Origin of the sequence: Falsiroseomonas sp. HW251, from assembly GCF_050563545.1 — a bacterium.
Classification (GTDB): Bacteria; Pseudomonadota; Alphaproteobacteria; order Acetobacterales; family Acetobacteraceae; genus Falsiroseomonas.
In genome coordinates, this window is record NZ_JBNXUM010000027.1 from 36703 (window position 1) to 55297 (window position 18595).

General features: G+C 70.8%; 16 protein-coding genes. 12 read left to right on the forward strand and 4 right to left on the reverse strand.

Going from position 1 to position 18595, the window contains the following annotated elements; all coding sequences use genetic code 11:
• Position 1 precedes the first annotated feature (1 nt).
• The 5 genes from ACLF3M_RS26270 to ACLF3M_RS26290 are packed head-to-tail and all read left to right on the forward strand — an operon-like array spanning position 2 to position 5554.
• A complete protein-coding gene (locus ACLF3M_RS26270; RefSeq protein WP_430659960.1) occupies positions 2 to 2101 on the forward strand; it encodes an acetate--CoA ligase family protein in 2100 nt (699 codons plus the stop codon).
• A gap of 2 nt (positions 2102 to 2103) precedes the next feature.
• Entirely contained in the window at positions 2104 to 3255 is a 1152-nt protein-coding gene (locus ACLF3M_RS26275; RefSeq protein ID WP_430659961.1) for a thiolase family protein, read from the forward strand.
• A 5-nt stretch (positions 3256 to 3260) separates the two neighbouring features.
• The gene (locus ACLF3M_RS26280; RefSeq protein ID WP_430659962.1) at positions 3261 to 3668 is read left to right on the forward strand and encodes a Zn-ribbon domain-containing OB-fold protein; all 408 of its coding nucleotides are present in this window, start codon (positions 3261 to 3263) and stop codon (positions 3666 to 3668) included.
• Positions 3669 to 3671: 3 nt separating this feature from the next.
• The gene (locus tag ACLF3M_RS26285) at positions 3672 to 4793 is read left to right on the forward strand and encodes a nitronate monooxygenase (RefSeq protein ID WP_430659963.1); all 1122 of its coding nucleotides are present in this window, start codon (positions 3672 to 3674) and stop codon (positions 4791 to 4793) included.
• Positions 4790 to 5554: a crotonase/enoyl-CoA hydratase family protein gene (locus ACLF3M_RS26290; RefSeq protein WP_430659964.1), complete on the forward strand. Its 765-nt coding sequence runs from the start codon at positions 4790 to 4792 to the stop codon at positions 5552 to 5554. The genes ACLF3M_RS26285 and ACLF3M_RS26290 overlap by 4 nt, the downstream gene beginning before the upstream one ends.
• Before the next feature lie 2 nt (positions 5555 to 5556).
• Here the strand turns inward: ACLF3M_RS26290 and ACLF3M_RS26295 are convergent, their stop codons facing one another.
• Entirely contained in the window at positions 5557 to 6543 is a 987-nt protein-coding gene (locus ACLF3M_RS26295; protein WP_430659965.1) for a Bug family tripartite tricarboxylate transporter substrate binding protein, read from the reverse strand.
• A gap of 93 nt (positions 6544 to 6636) precedes the next feature.
• Here ACLF3M_RS26295 and ACLF3M_RS26300 point away from each other — a divergent pair, with 93 nt between their 5' ends.
• Positions 6637 to 8295 (forward strand): thiamine pyrophosphate-binding protein, encoded by a 1659-nt coding sequence (locus ACLF3M_RS26300; RefSeq protein ID WP_430659966.1) that lies wholly within the window; start codon positions 6637 to 6639, stop codon positions 8293 to 8295.
• Positions 8292 to 8699: a PaaI family thioesterase gene (locus ACLF3M_RS26305; RefSeq protein WP_430659967.1), complete on the forward strand. Its 408-nt coding sequence runs from the start codon at positions 8292 to 8294 to the stop codon at positions 8697 to 8699. Before ACLF3M_RS26300 ends, ACLF3M_RS26305 begins: the two co-directional genes overlap by 4 nt.
• A gap of 5 nt (positions 8700 to 8704) precedes the next feature.
• Here ACLF3M_RS26305 and ACLF3M_RS26310 read toward each other — a convergent pair whose 3' ends face one another.
• Together ACLF3M_RS26310 and ACLF3M_RS26315 are read right to left on the reverse strand one after the other, a co-directional pair.
• Entirely contained in the window at positions 8705 to 9748 is a 1044-nt protein-coding gene (locus ACLF3M_RS26310; RefSeq protein ID WP_430659968.1) for a ketopantoate reductase family protein, read from the reverse strand.
• A 23-nt stretch (positions 9749 to 9771) separates the two neighbouring features.
• The gene (locus tag ACLF3M_RS26315; protein WP_430659969.1) at positions 9772 to 10767 is read right to left on the reverse strand and encodes a Bug family tripartite tricarboxylate transporter substrate binding protein; all 996 of its coding nucleotides are present in this window, start codon (positions 10765 to 10767) and stop codon (positions 9772 to 9774) included.
• A 384-nt stretch (positions 10768 to 11151) separates the two neighbouring features.
• Between ACLF3M_RS26315 and ACLF3M_RS26320 the strand changes: the two genes are divergently transcribed.
• Both ACLF3M_RS26320 and ACLF3M_RS26325 read left to right on the forward strand, forming a co-directional pair.
• Positions 11152 to 12426, forward strand: coding sequence for an FAD-dependent oxidoreductase (locus tag ACLF3M_RS26320; RefSeq protein ID WP_430659970.1), 1275 nt, complete (start codon positions 11152 to 11154; stop codon positions 12424 to 12426).
• 106 nt (positions 12427 to 12532) lie between these two features.
• Positions 12533 to 13411: a Bug family tripartite tricarboxylate transporter substrate binding protein gene (locus ACLF3M_RS26325; protein ID WP_430659971.1), complete on the forward strand. Its 879-nt coding sequence runs from the start codon at positions 12533 to 12535 to the stop codon at positions 13409 to 13411.
• Positions 13412 to 14078: 667 nt separating this feature from the next.
• Here ACLF3M_RS26325 and ACLF3M_RS26330 read toward each other — a convergent pair.
• Positions 14079 to 15035 (reverse strand): LysR family transcriptional regulator, encoded by a 957-nt coding sequence (locus ACLF3M_RS26330; RefSeq protein ID WP_430659972.1) that lies wholly within the window; start codon positions 15033 to 15035, stop codon positions 14079 to 14081.
• Between the two features lie 111 nt (positions 15036 to 15146).
• Here ACLF3M_RS26330 and ACLF3M_RS26335 point away from each other — a divergent pair, with 111 nt between their 5' ends.
• The 3 genes from ACLF3M_RS26335 to ACLF3M_RS26345 are packed head-to-tail and all read left to right on the forward strand — an operon-like array spanning position 15147 to position 18592.
• Positions 15147 to 16277 (forward strand): mandelate racemase/muconate lactonizing enzyme family protein, encoded by a 1131-nt coding sequence (locus ACLF3M_RS26335; protein WP_430659973.1) that lies wholly within the window; start codon positions 15147 to 15149, stop codon positions 16275 to 16277.
• Positions 16274 to 17359 carry a mandelate racemase/muconate lactonizing enzyme family protein gene (locus ACLF3M_RS26340; RefSeq protein ID WP_430659974.1) on the forward strand — a complete coding sequence of 362 codons (1086 nt, stop codon included), beginning with the start codon at positions 16274 to 16276 and terminating at the stop codon, positions 17357 to 17359. The genes ACLF3M_RS26335 and ACLF3M_RS26340 overlap by 4 nt, the downstream gene beginning before the upstream one ends.
• 39 nt (positions 17360 to 17398) lie before the next feature.
• A complete protein-coding gene (locus ACLF3M_RS26345) occupies positions 17399 to 18592 on the forward strand; it encodes an ABC transporter substrate-binding protein (RefSeq protein ID WP_430659975.1) in 1194 nt (397 codons plus the stop codon).
• Positions 18593 to 18595: the final 3 nt, after the last annotated feature.

The following is an 18595-nucleotide window of genomic DNA, read 5'->3' on the forward strand; positions in this document are numbered from 1 at the left end:
GATGGGCAGTCCGGCACCTCTCGACCTGCTGCGACCGCGCTCCATTGCGGTGCTCGGCGCGTCCGATCGCTCGCGCTGGTCGGAGGCCGTCTTCGCGAACCTCGCCGCGGCGGGCTTCGCGGGCGCGGTGCACGCCATCAACCCGCGCGGCGGCACGGCGCATGGCCGTCCCGCCGCGGCAAGCTGCGCGGCGCTGGGCGAGGCCGTGGACCTCGGCGTGCTGATCGTGCCGGCCCAGGCCGCGGCCGACGCGCTGCGCGACCTCGCGGCATCGGGCGCCAGGCATGCCGCGATCCTGAGCTCGGGCTTCGCCGAGACCGGCGAGGCCGGCGCCGCCGCACAGCGGGACCTCGCGGCGCTGGCGCGTGATCTCGGCATCCGCCTGCTCGGGCCGAACAGTCTCGGCTTCATCAACTTCGTGAACGGGGCCCATGTCTGGACCACGCCCGTCCGGTCGCCCAGCCGGCGCGAGGGCGTGGCGATCGTCTCGCAGAGCGGTGCGACCGCCTACTTCCTCTCGACGCTTGCCGCGCAATGGGATGTCGGGCTGTCCCACGTCGTTGCTACCGGCAACGAGGCCGACCTCGACCTCGCGGCCTTCGGCCAGGCCCTGCTGGAGGATCCCGCGGTCCGGTCCCTCGCGCTGTTCGTCGAGACGGTGCGCGATCCCGCCGGCTTCGTCGCGCTGGCCGAGGCGGCGCTGCATGAGCGCAAGCCGGTCATAGTGCTGAAGGTCGGCGCCAGCGAGGTGACGGCGAAGGCGGCGCTGGCGCATACCGGCGCGCTGGTCGGGGACGACCGCGTCTTCGACGGCGCCTGCCGGCAATACGGCGTCATCCGGGCGCATGCGATCGAGGAGCTGCTGGCCGCCGCCGAGATCGCCGGCCGCACCGGCGTTCTGCGGAAGGGCGGGCTCGGCATCGTCTCCAATTCGGGTGGCATCTGCGAGATCGCGGCCGACACCGCCGCGGCGCGCGGCATCGAACTGCCCGCGCTGACGCCCGACGCCGCGGCGGCGCTGCGCGAGACGATCCCGGGCTTCGCGACGCCGCACAACCCGCTCGACCTGACCGGCGCCATCACGCCTGAGCAGTGCGGCCGCGTCGTCGAGATCGTCGGCAGCCAGCCCGACATCGCCGCGCTGCTCTGCCCCTACTACGAGGTGCCGACGAGCTCCGATGACGTGAACGACCGGCTCTCCGCGCTGCATGCCGCGCTCGCGCGCAGCCTGAATGCCGCGGGGGTGCCGGGCTTTGTCGTCAGCTATACCGCGACGCACCAGTCCCCGCTGTCGCGCGACATCGTGGCCGGCATCGGCCTGCCCTACCTCGCCTGCGGTCTCGACCGTGCCATCGCGGGCGTGGCGGGGGCCATGGCCTGGTCGGCACGGCTGCGCGAGGGCGCGACCCTGCCCGCCGCAGCCGCATTGCCGATCGCCGAACGCCCGCGGTCCGAGCACGCGGCGCTCCGCTGCCTCGCATCGGCCGGCGTGCCCGTCGTGCCGATGACCCTCGCGGCCAACGAGGACGAAGCGGCCCAAGCGGCGCGCCGCATCGGCGGGCGTCTGGTCGTCAAGATCGCCTCGCCCGACATCGCGCACAAGACCGACATCGGCGGCGTCGCCTTGAATGTCGAGGGCGAAGCCGCGGTGCGCGAGGCGTACCGCGCCGTCATGGCCGCTGCGTCGCGCCACGCACCGTCCGCCGGCATCGAAGGCGTGATCGTCGCGCCGATGCGGCCGCGCGGGATCGAGCTGCTCGTCGGCATCTCGCGCGACCCGCAATGGGGGCTGGTGATGGCGCTTGGCCTCGGCGGCGTTTGGGTGGAGGCGCTGAAGGACGTCGCGCTCCGCCTCCTGCCGCTGGACGCGGCCGAGGTGAAGCGGGCCCTGGCAGGTCTCCGCGGCGCGACGCTGCTGCGTGGCGGCCGCGGCGTACCCGCCGCCGACACCGACGCGGTCGCCGAGGCCGTCATGAGCATAGGCCAGGCTGCGCTCGCCTTCGGCCCTGGCCTCGCCACGTTGGAGGTGAACCCGCTCTGGGTCCACGGCGACAGGGTCGAGGCGCTCGATGCGCTCTGCGTTTGGAACGAGGGGAACTGAAAATGTCCCTGCGCGACAAGGTCGCCGTCACCGGAATCGGCGAGACGATCTACCGCCGTGGCGCGACGCGCAGCTCGACGGAGCTGCAGCTGGAAGCCGCGCTTCTCGCCATCGCCGATGCGTGCCTCGCGCCGAGGCAGATCGACGGGATCATTCCCATCGGCATCACCGGCGCGCCGGCCGAGGAGATCGCGACCAATCTCGGCGTCGCGGAGCTGCGCTATTCCGCGCTGACGCCGATGGGCGGGGCGAGCTCCATCGCCGCGATCCAGACGGCGGCGGCAGCCATCACCGCGGGGCTGTGCGAGCATGTCCTGATCGCTGCCGGCCGGAACGTGACCTCCGGCGCGCGGGCGGGCGTGCGCATCCATCAGATGCCGCAGTTCCACCTGGTCACGGAGTTCGAGCTGCCGCTCGGCGCCATCGCACCGGCGCAGCTCTATGCCCCGATGGCCCGGCGGCACATGGAGCTGTTCGGCACGACGTCGGAGCAGCTCGGCGAAATCGCCGTGACGGTCCGGGAACACGCGCTGCTCAACGACAACGCGCTGATGAAGAAGCCGATCACGCTGGGCGACCACCAGGCCAGCCGGATGATCGCCGATCCCTTCCGTCTGCTCGACTGCAGCCTGGAGAGTGACGGCGGCGCGGCCTTCGTGATCTCCGCCGCGGATCGCGCGCGCGACATGCGACAGCCCCGCGTGCTGGTCTCCGGCATCGCGGAGGGCCATCCCGACAGCCCGAGCGCCATCACGCAGCGGCCGGACATGACGCGCCTCGGCATCGCGAAGGCCGCACCGCGGGCCTTCGCCATGGCGGGCGCCACGCCGGCCGACATCCAGGTCGCGGAGATCTACGACTGCTTCACGTGGGTCGTGCTCTGCCAGATCGAGGACATGGGCTTCTGCGCGAAGGGCGAGGGCGGCGCCTTCGTGCAGGGCGGCGCGCTGAAGCTCGGCGGCAGGCTGCCCGTCAACACGCACGGCGGACTGCTGAGCCAGGCGCATATGCTTGGGCTGAACCACGTCGTGGAACTCGTGCGGCAGCTGCGCCATCAGGCGGACAGGCGCCAGGTGCCGGGCGTGCAGCTCGGCCTGGCCACGGGGTATGGCGATCTCGGCGACGGTGCCATCACCATCATGCGGCGGGGGTGAGAGAGATGAGCGAGACGAAGCCGGCCCCGCATCCTTCGCCGCTGACGCAGCCCTACTGGGACGGCACGGCAGTGGGCAAGCTGCGCATCCAGCACTGCGCGTCCTGCGGCAAGCCGCGGCACTATCCCCGCTATATTTGTGACGCCTGCCATTCCTTCGACGTGACCTGGAAGCCCGCCGGCGGCCGCGGCACCGTGCACAGCTGGACCATCGCCCACCACGCCTTCCATCCCGGCTTCAGGGACGAGCTGCCCTATGCGCTCGTCGTCGTGGACCTGCCGGAAGGCGTGCGCGCCCTGGGTCGGTTCAGCGAGGCCACGGGCAAGGGGCTCAGGATCGGCCTGCCCGTGCGGCTGTCCTTCACGAAGGGCGGGGCGGGCTACGCTCTCCCGGTCTTTTCGCCGGAGGGCTGAGCCTTGCGCACCGCAATCGCCCGTCGCCTCGGCTGCGAGATCCCGATCTTCGCCTTTTCCCACTGCCGCGACGTCGTCGTGGAGGTGACGAAGGCCGGCGGCTTCGGCGTGCTCGGCGCGTCGACCTTCTCGCCCGAGCATCTCGAGCAGGAGCTGCGGTGGATCGACGATCATGTCGGGGGCCGGCCCTATGGCGTGGACATCATCATTCCGACCACCTACGACCGCGAGGCCGAGGCGCAGGACGACCCGGAGAAGCTGATCCCGCGCCAGCACCGCGCGTTCATGGAGGATATCCTCGCCAGGGAAGGCGTGCCGGAGCTTCCGCCGGAGGAGCGCGAGCGCGTTCACCGGGAGATCGTCACGGGCCGCGGCGCGATGACGCCGCATGGCGCGCGCCGCCTGCTCGACGTCACGCTGAACCATCCGCAGGTGACGCTCGTCGTCAGCGCGCTCGGCGCCCCGCCGCCGGACGTGGTGGACCGGCTGAAGGCGCGGGGCGTGATGATCGGCGCCCTCTGCGGCAAGGCCGCGCATGCGCTGCGCCAGAAGGCAGCCGGCGTGGAGCTGATCGTGGCCCAGGGCACCGAGGCTGGCGGCCACACCGGCGACATCGCGACGCTCGTCCTGGTCCCGCAGGTGGTCGAGGCCTGCCCGGACATCCCCGTGCTTGCCGCCGGCGGCATCAGCCGCGGCAGCCAGATCGCCGCAGCACTCGCCCTCGGCGCGGAAGGCGTCTGGACCGGCACGATCTGGCTCGGCACGCGGGAGAGCGAGCTGACCCCGTTCGAGAAGGACGCCGTCTTCGCCGCCCGCGCGGAGGACGCGGTGCGCCGCAAGGCGCGCACCGGCAAGACGGTGCGCATGATCCGCAGCAAGCTTTCGGAAGCATGGGAACAGCCGGGCGCGCCGCCCTACCTGCCGACGCCGCTGCAGGGCATCCTCTACAACGAGATGCATGCCCGCGTGGTGCGCGCGCAGCGCCGCGACCTCTATTCCTTCCCGGTCGGGCAGTCCGTGACCTCGGTGGACGAGGAAACGTCCGTGCGGGAGGTCATGCTGCGGCTTCAGAACGAGTACCTGGCGGCGGTGGAACGCTTCATGACGATCGCGGAGGCCGAATGACGGAGGAGGTCCTGGTCCGTCAGGAAGGCGGCATCCAGATCATCACGATCAACCGGCCGGAGCAGCGCAACGCCGTCAACCGCGCCGTCTCCTACGGTGTCTGCGCCGCGGTCGACGAGATGGATGCGCGCGGTGACCTTCACGTCGGCATCCTGACCGGCGCCGGCGGCACATTCTGCGCGGGCATGGACCTCAAGGCTTTCCTGCGCGGCGAGGTCACGCGCGTCGAAGGGCGCGGCATCCTCGGCATCGCCATGACCCCGCCCAGGAAGCCGCTGATCGCGGCGGTGGAAGGCTATGCGCTCGCCGGCGGGTTCGAGGCGGTGCTGGCCTGCGACCTGCTGGTCGCCGCGCGCGATGCGAAGTTCGGACTGCCGGAAGCGAAGCGCGGCCTGGCCGCGGCGGCCGGCGGCCTGATGCGCCTGCCGCGCCTGATCCCGCCTCGGATCGCGATGGAGATCGCGCTGACCGGCGACATGGTCTCCGCCGAGCGGCTGGAGCGCTTTGGCCTGGTGAACGAGCTCGTCGCGCCCGGCCAAGCGCTCGAGGCCGCGATCCGGCTCGCACGCCGCATCGTCGGCAACGCGCCGATGTCCATTGCCGCGAGCAAGCGCGTGATCGTTGAAAGCCGCGACTGGCCGATCGGTGAGATGTTCGCGCGTCAGCAGCCCATCACCGGGCCTGTGCTGGCCTCCGCCGACGCGAAGGAAGGTGCCGCGGCCTTCGCGGAGCGGCGCGCGCCGCGCTGGACGGGACGGTAGCGCTACTCCACCCGGATCGCCGCCGCCCGCACCACCTCGCCCCAGCGCTGGCGCTCCGCCGCGACGAAGCGCGCCGTCTCCTCGGGCGTCGAACTGACGGCGCGGCCGCCCGCGGCCAGGAAGCGCCGCTGCACGGCGGGGTCGGCCGCGATGATCTTCACCTCGCCCGCCAGCTTCGCCACGATCGGCGCCGGCGTGCCGGTCGGGAAGGCGAAGGCGCCCCAGCTTGGCACGACGAAATCGGCCAGGCCGGCTTCCGCCATGGTCGGCACCTCCGGCAGGGTCGGCCAGCGCTCGGCGGACGCGACGGCGATCGCCCGCAGCTTCCCCTCGCGGAGCAGCGCCGTATAGGTCGCGACGTTGTCCACCGAGAAGTCCAGCGCGCCGCTGACAAGGTCGAGCACGCGCTGCGAGCCCTCGCGGTACGGGACGTGCTGTGCCGGGATGCCGATACGTGCCTTGAACATCTCGCCCGCGAGATGCGGGGTGGTGCCGGCCCCGGCGGAGCTGAATGTCAGCTCCCGCCGCTGCGCCCGCGCCCAGGCGATGAACTCCGGCAGCGTGCGCGCCGGGTTCTTCTCGGCCGAGACGAACAGGCAGTTGGCACCTTCCCAGATCAGCGTCGAAGGCACGAAGTCCCGGCCCGGGTCATAGGGAAGGCGCGCATAGAGATGCTCGTTGATCGTCAGCGTGCCGATGGTCGCGGCGTAGATGGAGTAGCCGTCGGGCGCGGACCGCGCCGCCACCTCCGACCCGATGCTGCCGCCCGCGCCCGTGCGGTTCTCCGACACGAAGGGCTGGCCGAGGCGCTGCTGCAGCTGTTCGCCGAGGATGCGCACCAGCACGTCATGCGAGGCGCCGGGTGCGAAGGGGTTGATGATCCGCACCGGGCGCGAGGGCCAGCCCGCATCCTGCGCCGCTGCGTCGTTCCGCAAGCCGGTGACGCCAAGCGCAACCCCGGCGCCAAGCAGGCCGCGTCTGCCGATCATGGCGGAGTCCTTCCCCTTTGCATGCGCCGCTTGCACACCGCTTCTGAGTGGAGCATACCAGCAAGTAGCTTCCTAAGCGAGCCGGAATCTCACATGGCCTACACCGTCGGCGACCTGGTGGCGGAGTTCCTGGCTGCGGCGGGCGTCAACACCGCCTTCGGCATCGTCTCCATCCACAACATCCCGATCCTGGATGCGATCGGGCGGCGCAACGCGATCCGCTTCGTCCCCGCGCGCGGCGAGATGGGCGGCGGCCACATGGCCGATGCCTATGCCCGTGTCTCCGGCGGCCTCGGCGTGCTGGTCACGAGCACCGGGCCGGGCGCCGCCAATGCCGTGCCGGCGCTGGTGGAGGCGCGCTTCGCCGGCGCCCCGCTGCTGCACATCACCGGCCAGACCGCGACGCGCTTCCTCGGCCGCGACACCGGCGCGGTGCACGACATCCCGACGCAGGGCGAGATGCTCGCCGCGGCGTGCAAGTCCGTCCACCGTATCCGCGTGGCGGAGGAAGCCTTTGGCGCGCTGCTCGCCGCCGCGGCCGATGCCCTCTCGGCGCCCACCGGCCCAGTGACGGTCGAGATCCCGACCGATCTCCAGCGCGCCGCCGTCGCGCGGCCCGCGGCGCTCGACCGCCTGGTGCTGCCGCTCCGCCCGGCGCCCGCGCCGGCGGAAGCCGAGCTGGATGCGGCGGCGGAGCTGCTCGCCGGCGCGAAGCGCCCGATGCTCTGGCTGGGCAATGGCGCCAAGGGCGCGGGGCGGGAAGCGCTGGCGCTGCTCGACCTCGGCTTCGGCGCCGTCACGTCCTGGAACGGCCGCGGCACGGTGCCGGAGGACCATCCGCGCAGCTTCGGCGCGCTGCATGGCAACGATGCGCCCGCCATCCAGGCCTTCTACGAGACGGTGGACGCGATGCTCGTCGTCGGCTCCCGGCTGCGCGGGCATGAGACGCTGGACGGTACGCTCAAGCTGCCGCGCACGCTGCTGCAGGTGGACGTTGATCCGCGTGCCAGCGGGCGTACCTATCCTTCCGCGCACTTCATCGCGGGCGATGCTGCCGCGGTGCTCGGTAGCCTGGCGCGGCGGCTCCGCGGCCGCATCGCGGTCGAGGACGGCTTCGGCGCCGACCTTGCCCGCACGCGCGCCGAGGCGGCCGAAGCGTATCGCCGCACCCTCGGGCCCTATGCCGATTTCCCCGCCCAGCTGCGCCGCGCCATGCCGCGCGACGCCGTCTGGGTGCGCGACGCGACCGTCGCCGGCGCGACCTGGGCGCACCGGCTGATGCCGGTGTACGGCCCCCGCGCTTCCGTCCATCCCGTTGGCGCCGGGATCGGCCCGGGCCTGCCCTTCGGCATCGGCGCGGCGCTGGCCGCCGGGCCGCAGAGCCACAAGACCGTGATGCTCGCCGGCGATGGCGGCTTCGCGATGAACATGACGGAGCTCTGGACCGCGGCGCAGGAACGTGCCGAGGTCTGCGTCATCGTGATGAACGACGGCATCTACGCCGCCATCGGCCACATCCAGGACGCGTTCCAGGACGGCCGCCGCTACTTCGGTGAATTGCGCCACCCGGACCTGCTCGGCCTTGCCGCGCTGGCCGGCATGCCCGCCTGGCGCGTGGATCGCGCCGACGCCTTCGGCGAGACCGTCGCGCGCGCGCTCGCCACCGCCGGGCCGACGCTGGTCGAGGTGGACATGCGCGCGATCGGCCCGGTGCCGGCCTACGGCCCCTACGCGAAGAGGCAGGCGACATGAGCTCTGATCCCGCCGCCGAAGGATGGCAGCACTTCGACGATCCCGCGCTGCCGAAGGTCATGCTCGGCCACTGGCACCGCCGGGAAGGCGACGGCTTCGCCTACGGCTTCGAGACCGGCGAGGGCCAGGCCAATGGGAACGGGATGATCCATGGTGGCATCCTCGCGACCTACATGGACCACACCATCGGCCGCGTCGCGCGCGAAGCCGCCGGCGGCCGCGTCGCGACGATCCAGCTCGACCTGCACTACCTCGCGGCCGGACGGCCCGGCCAGTTCATCGAGGCGCGCGCCTTCGTCGTGCGGCGGACACGGTCGGTCATCTTCCTGCGCGGCGAGCTGACGGCGGAAGGCAAGCCGATCCTCTCCGCCAGCGGCATCTGGAAGATCCTCGGCCAGCCCTGAGCGGCCTACAGGCCCAGCGCATGCTCCCGCGCCGGCCGCAATTCTCCCGCCTCGATCCGGCGCATGATGGCGTCCACCCTCGCATGCAGCGAGGCGTCGACGCCGACCTCCGCCCCGCGCCGCGCGACAAGCCCATTGATCGCCTCGGTCTCGGTGCGCCGTCCCTTGCGGATGTCCTGCCCCATCGAGGGGCGTGCGGCGTCGCTGCGCGTCGTATTCACCGCGATGATCTGCGCCTCCACCTCCTTCAGCGCCGCGGGGTCGTCCTCCGCGCGCGCCAGCAGCCCGACGTCGAGCCCGCTCATCGGCTCCAGGGCGAGACCCATGGCCTGCCCCACGCGCACGGCCTGGCTGCCGAGCCGGATGGACAGCCGGCGCACGGGCTCGTCGCGGTCGCGTTCCTTGCTCGACAGGCCGGTCATCGCACAGGTGGCGTTGCGCATCGCGTTGATCACCAGCTTCGACCACTTGTCGCCCCAGAGATTCGTGGTCACCGCCGCGCTGTCGCAGAGCGCCAGCATCGCCGCCACCGCCTGCGCGCGGGGTGTCACGCGGCCATGCGGCTCGCCGACCTTCATGCCGATCCGCGTCGCATCGCCGCGCGCGGAGTTGCGCTGCACCTGGCCTGGCGCCACGAGTTCCGCGGAGTGCAAGCCCACCGAGCAGCCGAGCACGCGCGGCCAGCCCGCCAGCGCGGCGATGCGATCCTCGCAGATGCTGTTCTGCGCCGAGACGAGGCAGCCCTGCGGCGCGAGGTAGGGCAGGATCAGCGCCGTCGCCCATTCCGTGTCGTAGGCCTTCACCGAGATGAAGGCCACGTCGAACGGCTTCTCCCACGCAAGCTGCGGCACGTCGCAGGGATGCAGCGCGCGAGCCGGCACGGTGAAGCAGCCATCGCGCTCCATGGTGGCGATCCCCAGCCCGTCGCGGCGCATCGTCTCCACATGCTCGGGCCAGCCATCCACCAGGACCACGTCCTGCCCCGCGCGCGCCAGATGCGCGCCGATGTAGCCGCCGACCGCGCCGGCGCCGACCACGGCGATGCGCATCGCGTCCTTCCTGCCGGGCTGCGTCAGGTGAGGTCCACCTGCAGCCCCTCGCGTCGGATGACCTCGCCCCATTTCGCGATCTCCTGGCGCAGGAAGGCGCCGAACTCCTCCGGCCTGCCATAGGCAGGCTGCCCGCCGAGTGCGAGGAAGCGCTGCGCCGTATCCGGGGCGGTAAGCAGCTCCTTCATCTCGAGATTGAACGTCCGGATCGCCGCCTCCGGCGTGCCGCGCGGCGCGAGAAGGCCAATCCAGCTGCCGGTCGTGAAGCCCGCGAATTCGGGCATTGTCGTGCGCATCGCCGGCAGCTCCGGCATGAGCGGGCTGCGGTCGGCGCCGGTCACCGCCAGGGCGCGGACGCGGCCGGCGCGGATCGCCTCGACATGGTTGGCGATCAGGTCGAAAACGAAGTGGATGGTGCCGGCATAGAGGTCGGTATTGGCCGGCGCCGTGCCGCGGTAGTGCACGGCGACGCTGCTCGTCCCGGCGAGCTGGTTGAACCACACCGCCGCGAGATGCGGCGACTGCCCGATGCCCGGCGTGCCGTAGCTGTACTTGTCGGGGTTGGCGCGCAGCAGGGCGACGAACTCCGGGACGGTGGTCGCAGGCACCGAGGGATGCACCACCAGCACATGCGGCGTGATGAACATGTTGGTCACCGGCAGCAGATCGTCCGGCGAGTACGGCATATTGCGCGCAAGTGAATAGGCTATGCTCTGCGCACCGATGTTCCCCATCAGCACCGTGTGCCCGTCGGGCGGCGAGCGCACCACGTCCACCGTGCCGATCGTGCCGCCCGCGCCGGCCTTGTTGTCCACCACCACGGGCTGGCCAAGGCGCGATGCGAGGTGCTGCGCGGCGATGCGAGCCATGACGTCATTGGCCCCCGCCGCGGCGGTTGGCACGACCATGCGGATCGGCCGGGTCGGCCGCCATCCCTCAACCTGTGCGAAACCCGGTCGCGTGAGGGCCGAAAGCAGGACGGCCCCGAGGGCGGTGCGCCGACTCACCGTGGTGTTCATGGTTGTCCTCCCTGTGGGCCGCCGGTGGGCGGACATGCTGCGATGCCGTCAGCGACCGCGCGTGCGCCATCCACGGCAAGCATGTCCACTGCCGCATATACTGACTAGTATGATCTCAGCCGGACGGGAAGGCAAGTTCCGATGGACCGGGGCCATGCTCGCGGCGACGACGTCGTCGGCCGTCCAGGTCGGCTGCGTCTCGTGCCACAGCAGCTTGCATGGCCCGAGGCTAGCCGGCCGGATCAGGTCAACATCACGCCATCGCAGGTCAGCAGCAAGCGCGAACGGTGACCTCGATGTCCACCGCGCGAGAGTCATCAATTGCCTTCCTCGGCCGGGAGTCGCACCGTCCGCAGCGCTGCCTCATGGAGGAGGTGCTGCCCGATGCACCTGACAGCCGACGTCCTCGTCGTCGGGGGTGGGATCGCCGGCACCGTTGCGGCGATCGCCGCCGGACGTGCCGGCGCCGACACCCTCCTCGTCGAACGGTGGGGTTTCCTCGGCGGCGCCGCGACCGCCGCGGCTGTGGGCCAGTTCGTGGGGTGGGAGACTGCGTCCGGCCGCCGCGTCGTCGACGGCATCGCGAAGGAAATCGTGGAGCGGCTGGTCGCCCTCGGCGCCAGCGACGGGCACTCGCGCTTCACCATGTCCACGGGGCACGTCATGGACCGGGTGTCCTACGACCCCGAACTGCTGAAGGTCGTCCTCGATCGGCTCGCGACCGAGGCCGGCGTCCGCCTGCTGTTCCATGCCGTGCTACTGGACGTGCAGCGCGCCGGTGACACCATCGCCGGCGTCGATCTGTTGACCAAGGCGGGCACTGTCACCTGCTCGCCCCGCATCGTGGTAGATGCCTCGGGCGACCTCGACCTTCTCGCCCGCGCGGGCTGCGACTTCCTGTCCCTCGGTGAGGGCGAGGCAATGCAGCCCGCCACCGCCATGTTCCGCTTCGGGCCAATCGACTTCGCCGTGTTCAGCGCGATCCCGTCCGACGAGCTGAAGGCGCTCGCAACCCGCGGCGTCGCGGAAGGTGCGCTGGCGCGCGCGGCGCTGCACGCCAGCCGCGTCGAGCGCACCGCGGACGCCTGGTTCAACATCGGCCGCGTCGCGCTCGATGCGACCGATCCGCTGGCGCTCTCCGCCGCGGAAGTTGAAGGCCGACGCCAATCGCTTGCCGCCGCCGGCTTTCTCGCGCGCCAGGTTCCCGGCTGCGCGGCGGGGCGCCTGATCGCCTTCGCACCGCAGATCGGCATCCGCGAGAGCCGGCGCATCCGCGGCCTGCACGTGCTGGACGAGGCCGAGTTGCGCGCCGGCATACCCTTTCCCGACCGCATCGCCTGGGGTGCCTATCCCATTGACGTCCACCCTGCGCAGGGCGCCGGACTGACCTTCGACGAGCTTGGCGAGGACCACGCCTATGCGATCCCACTGCGCAGCCTCATCCCCATTCGGCTCGCCAATGCGATGGTCGCGGGGCGGGGCATCTCGGCAACCCATCGCGCGCACGCCTCCACCCGCGTCATGCCGACCGTGATGGCGATCGGCCAAGCCGCCGGGGTCACGGCGGCGATGGCAGCACGGGCGAATGCACCGCCGGCGAGTTGCGATGTCGCAGCGTTGCAGTCGCATCTGCGTGCCGCGGGGGCTTACCTGCCCTAAGGGAGACGACAACATGTCCCATCCGCTCTCGCGCCGACACCTCCTGCTGATTGCGCCTGTCGCTCTCGCCCGTCCGGCTTCGGCACAGGCGTGGCCGACGCGCCCGGTGCGCATCATCGTGCCCTTTGCGGCCGGCGGTCCCGCCGACCTCCTGGCCCGTCTGCTGGCCGACAGCCTCGCCACGAAGCTCGGCCAGCCGGTCGTCGTCGAGAACCGAGGTGGTGCGGGCGGCATCATCGGCACACAGGCGGCAGCGCAGAGCAACGACGGGCATACCCTGCTGTTCGGCAGCGTCAGCATGACGATCGTGCCGCATCTGCAGGCCCAGCCCGTGGGCTACGATGTGCTGGCCGACTTCATCCCGCTCGGCCTCGTGGCATCGGCGCCTTTCGTGCTGGCGGTCGGCGCAGGGTCGCCGCTGCGCGACGTCGCCGGGCTGGTCGCCGCCGCACGCGCCCAGCCCGGCGCGCTGTCGGCCGGCAACAGCGGCCGGGGCACGCTCTCGCATCTCGCGCTCGAAGTGTTCAACGAGCGCGCCGGCGTGCAGATCGAGCCGGTGTCCTACCGGGGTGAGGGCGTCCTGATGCCCGACCTCATCTCGGGCACGGTGTCGATGGCCTTCGTCAGCCTCTCGACGGCGATGCCCCTGATCCGCGAGGGGCGATTGCGGGCGCTGGCGGCGATCGGCGACACGCGACTGGAGGCATTGCCGGAGGTGTCGACCCTGACTGAGGCAGGCGTGCCGGGCATCGACATCGACGGCTGGCAGGCGCTGTTCGCGACGCGCGCGGTGCCGTCGGCCGGCGCTGATCGGCTGGCGGCGCTGCTGCCCGAGGCGCTCGCCGACCCTGCCGTCGAGGGCCGCATCCGAAGCCTCGGCCTGACACCCGCGTCGAGGGATCGCGCTGCGTTTGCAGCAGCGTTCCGGCGGGAATACCAGCAGTGGGGTGAGGTGGTGCGCGCTCGCGGCATCCGCGCCGAGTAGGCCACACGGGGCGCGACGGGCAGCGTCGGCGGCGGTGCGGCTGCGGCGCGCTGTCCCGAGCGACATGGCCCGGACACGTATCGCCCCCGCTGACCGTCGTTCGGGATCGCACCAGTCGTAACGTTGCGGTGGTCCGTGTAGTGCCCCACGCTTATGGCAGACATCAGCTATCGGCCAGGTGCCCCCGCGGACGCGGAAATACGGCAGTCGCTGTCTGTGTGCGCCAGCGGCGGTATCGGCGGGTCAAGTCTGCGGCGTGCTGGTCCTCACGATGGCTGACAACCAGGTCGTCCGCCTGCTTGATCAGGCACTCGTTCAAAGAGGTCACGGCTTTGGCTAGAACGTTTTCATCGGCCAGCGATTTGACGATGAGCTTTTCCCCTCGCCCTCCACCCGGAACTCGGTCTCGCGCTGGAGGATGGCCCCGACCAACGATGCAGAGGCCGGCGAGCCCATGCAGCACGAGCATGACGACTGGCCTGCCCGTCAAATCCTGAGTCTAGTTCGAGTCGACGGCGGCCGCACTGCGCCCGTTGGCACCGTTCGCTATAGGCCGATGCGGGGTTCTTGGAGTGCTCTGATTACTGCGGGAATTCCAGATGCGGGGACACGCATCGGCTTATGCCGAACGGTGCTCAGGGGGTGACGGGTTTCGCGGTGGTGGAGTCTAGCACTCCGGACTCTCGAGCCCCTGCGGCAGGCCTTGGCCACGCGTTACCAGGCTGCTGACGCCCGGCATTGCGCTGCCCTGCCGGCGGATCGCGGCCAATAGCATCAGCGCCGGGCGCGACAGCGTGCCCTGGCTCGGCACCAGCGCCTGCGCTGTCACCATCGAACGCGGCGCAACGCGCAGCCGGGCGACCCCGTGGTCGCGATCGTCCAGCAGCAGGAACGGGTCGATCCAGGCGATGCCCGCCCCAGCGCGCACCAGCGCCAGCGCGGTCGATGACTGATTGACCTCGAGAGCGATCCGTCTCGGCACTCCGGCTTCCCGGAAATTCTGCTCCACCAGATGGCCGAGCGGCAGGCTGCGGCTGAAGGAGATCAGCGGGTAGGGCGCGATGTCCTGCGGACCGACCGTCGCCAACCTCGTCAATGGATGGTCGATCGGTACGACACAGACCAGTTCGCCCGCGCAGAGCGGCACCAGCCGTGCATCGGTTTCCGCGATGGGCGTCAGCACGAGGCCGAAATCGACGCCGCCCTGGGTGACCGCCTCCACCGCGGAGAGGTTGTCCATGGTCTGCACCGTGATCTGGATGCGCGGCCGCGCACGCCGGAAGGCCGCAACCGCAACCGGCAGCAGGTTGTCCGCCAGCGTCGGCGTCGCCGCAACGACGACGGAGCCGACGCTCGCGTCGCGGATGTCGCCCACCAGGCGATCGATGCGTTCCAGGCCTTTGAACACGCGGTGCATCTCGTCGAGGAAGACGCGCAGCTCCGCTGTCGGCTGCAGCCGGCCCTGGCCGCGGAGGAACAGCGGGAAGCCGGCGCTGGTCGCGCATTCGCGCAGCATCATGCTGACCGCAGGCTGCGACACGCCGAGGTCGGTCGCCGCGGCGGTGACCGACCCATGCAGCGCCACCGCGCGTATCACCTCCAATTGTCGGAAGCTCAGCTTCATCAGCTCAACTTACATCCATGTGGTCAAATGGGGGTTGATCTGATTTTGCCAGAGTTCCAGGGTGTCGTCATCCCGCCCGGACAGAAGGCGGATCCAGGGCAGTGGGCGTCCATGCTGATCACGGCCATCGAAAGCTCCGTCGTATCCGTGCCATTCTCGATGGGTGGCCCGCATCCGCTGTTCGCAGGGCAGCCCTGGGATCGGCTCGAGATCCTGCTCGTCCGGGTGGAAACCGAGGATGGGCTGGTCGGCTGGGGCGAGGCCTTCGGCCACGCGGCGATCCCCGCGACGAAGGCGGCGCTCGACACCATCGTGGCACCGCAGGTGGTCGGCCGCGACGCGCGCGACATCAATGCGATCACGCGCCAGGTGCTGCACGGGGTGCATCTGCTCGGGCGCAACGGGCCCTTCGTCTATGCCTTTTCCGGCATCGAGATCGCCTTGTGGGACTTGCTCGGCAAGCGCTGCGGCCAGCCGCTCTGGCGCCTGCTCGGCGGCAGCGCTCCGCGGGCGGAGGGGTTGAACGCCTATGCCAGCCTGCTCTCCTATGGCGGCGACCTCGAGCTCGTCGCGCGCAACACCGCCGATGCGCGCGCGCAGGGCTATCGCCACATCAAGCTGCACGAGGTGACGCGGGATGCCGTGCTGGCCGCCAAGGCGGCGGCCCCGGACGCGGCGATCATGCTCGACGTCAACTGCGCCTGGACGCCGCCGGTCGCGCGCGACATGGCGGCGAGTCTCGCGCAGGACGGGCTCACCTGGCTCGAGGAGCCGGTCTGGCCACCCGAGGATTCTAACGGCCTCGCCAGCCTTCGCCGGTTCGGCATCCCGCTGACCGCGGGCGAGAACACCGCCGGCGTGTTCGGCTTCCGCGCCCTGATGGAGGCCGGCGCCATCGACATCGCCCAGCCCAGCGTCACCAAGATCGGCGGCATCGGCGAGGTGCTGCAGGTCATCGCGGTCGCCCGGGCGCATGGGGTCGAAGTGGTGCCGCATTGCCCCTATTTCGGCCCCGGTTTCGTCGCCACGGTGCACATCGCCGCGGCGCAGGTGGAGCGCCCGCTGATCGAGGTGCTCTGGCTCGAGATGGAGGCCAATCCCTTCGATCCTTGGGTGCGCGTGCGGGACGGCAAGGTCGCGGTGCCGGCCGCCCCTGGCCTCGGCTGCGACCCCGATCCTGCGATCCTGCGGCGCTACGCGAAGTCAGAGCCCACCCGCATCGAAGCAAGGCGCCCCGCATGAAGGTCACTGCCGTCGAGACCACGCCCGTCGTCGTGCAGCTGCCGCAGCCGATCGGCAGCGCGCTCGGCCAGATCGCGCGCTTCGGCTGCATCCTCGTGACGCTGCGCACCGATGCGGGCATCACCGGGGAGAACCTGATCTTCACCCTCAACGACCGCCGCACCAAGGTGCTGCGCCAGATGGTGGACGACCTGGCGGATGTCGTTATCGGCCGCGACGCCGGGCACATAGCCGGCTTCTGGGCGCGCGCCTGGAAGGACATCAACTTCCTCGGCCACAAGGGCGTGCCGGTGGTCGGCATCTCGGCGATCGACGGCGCGCTGTGGGATGCGCTCGGCAAGGCCGCTGGGCTGCCGCTGTACCGCCTGCTCGGCGGCGCGCAGGACCGCGTGCCGGCCTATCACAGCGGCGGGCTCTGGCTGTCGCGATCGGTCGACGAGCTGGTGGCGGAAGCGCGGAGCTTCCTCGACCAGGGCTTCCTGGCGATGAAGATGCGGCTCGGCAAGCCCGACCCGGCGGAAGATGCCACACGGGTGCGTGCGGTGCGCGATGCCATCGGCCCGCATGTCGCGCTGATGGCCGATGCGAACCAGGGCCAGACGGAGGCGCAGGCGATCCGCCTCGGCCGCATGCTCGAGGAATTCCAGCTCACCTGGTTCGAGGAACCGCTGCCTGCCTGGGACCTGGACGGCCTGGCGCGCGTCGCTTCCGCGCTCGACACGCCAATCGCAAGCGGCGAGACGGAATACACGCGCTACGGCTTCCGCCGCATGCTGGAACTGCGCTCCGCCGATATCCTGATGCCGGATCTGCAGCGCGTCGGCGGCGTGACCGAGTTCATGCGCGTCGGCCACATGGCCGAAAGCCACGATGTCGCGGTCTCAAGCCACCTCTTCCCCGAGACCAGCATCCAGGTCCTCGGCGCGCTCTCGAACGCCAGCTACCTCGAATACATGCCGTGGTTCTCGCTGCTCTACGCCGAAGCGCTGGAGTTCGCGGACGGCCACGCGCTCGTGCCCGAACGTCCCGGCTGGGGCTTCACCTTCGACCGGGATCGTATCCGACACCTGCAGAGCCAATAGCCTGGCACCGGGCACGCGAAAGCACAGGAGGAAGCAGAGATGACCATCACACGCCGCGGTCTCACGCTCGGTGGCGCCGGCCTCGCCGCCGCATCGGGCATTGGTCTGGCAGCGCCGGCGCTTGCGCAGAGCGAGCCGATCCGCATCGGCTGGCTCGCCGCCCTGACCGGGCCGAGCTCCGCCCCCGCGATCGGCTTCGACCGCGGCGTGAAGCACGCCGTCGAGACCCTCAACGGCGCCGGCGGCGTGCGCGGACGGCAACTCGAGCTGGTGGTGCGCGATACCCAGGGCGACCCCACCAAGGCGGTGAACGCCGCGCAGGAGATGATCAGCCGCGCCCGCGTCCACGCCATTTGGGGGCCGACCAATTCCGGCGAATCCCTCGCCGTCACGCCGATCATGGCGCGCCCGCGCATACCGAACATCCACCCGTGCTTCGTCGATACGCTGATTGATCCCGTGCGCTTCCCGAACGCCTTCCGCATGGCGCCCTCCAACAGCCAGATCGACGACGCCGTCAGCGCCTATGGCGTCGATATCCTGAAGCTGAAGCGCTTCGCGGTGATCGGCGACACCACGGGCTACGGCACCACCACCGTCAACAGTTCCTCCGCCAGCTTCCTCCGGCGCGATGCAGAGGTCGTCTATCGCGGCACCATCGACGCGACGCAGCCGGACCTGACGCCCGACATGCTGCGGATGCGCAACGCCGGCGCGCAGTCGATCGCGATCTGGACCGTCTCGCCCGGGCTGATCTCCCGCATCATGAACACGCGCGCCAACCTGGGCTGGGACGTGCCGTTGATCGGCCACCCCGCGATGGGCTCCGGCGAGGTCGGCCAGCTCATCGCGAAGCCGGAGAACTGGCAGAAGACCTACATTCTCGGCTTCAAGAACTGCAGCTACGGCGCCGACGGCAAGCTGCCCGCGCATGTGCAGGCCTTCGTCGATGGCGTGCGCGGCAGGATCAACCTGGAGGACACCACGCTCTGGTGGGTGGCCGCGGGCGTCGATGCCATCAACATCATCGCCAAGGCCGTGCAGGAATCGGGCGGCACCGATCCGGCCGCGATCATCGGCTTCTGGAACAGTGTGCGAAGCTACCCGGGTCTCTATGCCAGCTACACCTGGTCCGTGGAGAACCACAACGGGCTGCCGCAGGGTGACCTGGTGATGTCGGAAGCGAATTCGCTGCGCCAGGGCGCCTATCGCCTGGCGCCCGGCTACACCTGAACG

Bases quoted from the DNA above. Each gene is read 5' to 3' on its own strand.
- ACLF3M_RS26315 (WP_430659969.1), bottom strand. From the start codon at position 10,767: ATGAACACCACGGTGAGTCGGCGCACCGCCCTCGGGGCCGTCCTGCTT.
- ACLF3M_RS26305 (WP_430659967.1), top strand. From the start codon at position 8,292: ATGAGCTCTGATCCCGCCGCCGAAGGATGGCAGCACTTCGACGATCCC.
- ACLF3M_RS26300 (WP_430659966.1), top strand. From the start codon at position 6,637: ATGGCCTACACCGTCGGCGACCTGGTGGCGGAGTTCCTGGCTGCGGCG.
- ACLF3M_RS26310 (WP_430659968.1), bottom strand. From the start codon at position 9,748: ATGCGCATCGCCGTGGTCGGCGCCGGCGCGGTCGGCGGCTACATCGGC.
- ACLF3M_RS26335 (WP_430659973.1), top strand. From the start codon at position 15,147: ATGCTGATCACGGCCATCGAAAGCTCCGTCGTATCCGTGCCATTCTCG.
- ACLF3M_RS26290 (WP_430659964.1), top strand. From the start codon at position 4,790: ATGACGGAGGAGGTCCTGGTCCGTCAGGAAGGCGGCATCCAGATCATC.
- ACLF3M_RS26330 (WP_430659972.1), bottom strand. From the start codon at position 15,035: ATGAAGCTGAGCTTCCGACAATTGGAGGTGATACGCGCGGTGGCGCTG.
- ACLF3M_RS26345 (WP_430659975.1), top strand. From the start codon at position 17,399: ATGACCATCACACGCCGCGGTCTCACGCTCGGTGGCGCCGGCCTCGCC.
- ACLF3M_RS26280 (WP_430659962.1), top strand. From the start codon at position 3,261: ATGAGCGAGACGAAGCCGGCCCCGCATCCTTCGCCGCTGACGCAGCCC.
- ACLF3M_RS26340 (WP_430659974.1), top strand. From the start codon at position 16,274: ATGAAGGTCACTGCCGTCGAGACCACGCCCGTCGTCGTGCAGCTGCCG.
- ACLF3M_RS26275 (WP_430659961.1), top strand. From the start codon at position 2,104: ATGTCCCTGCGCGACAAGGTCGCCGTCACCGGAATCGGCGAGACGATC.
- ACLF3M_RS26270 (WP_430659960.1), top strand. From the start codon at position 2: ATGGGCAGTCCGGCACCTCTCGACCTGCTGCGACCGCGCTCCATTGCG.
- ACLF3M_RS26320 (WP_430659970.1), top strand. From the start codon at position 11,152: ATGCACCTGACAGCCGACGTCCTCGTCGTCGGGGGTGGGATCGCCGGC.
- ACLF3M_RS26295 (WP_430659965.1), bottom strand. From the start codon at position 6,543: ATGATCGGCAGACGCGGCCTGCTTGGCGCCGGGGTTGCGCTTGGCGTC.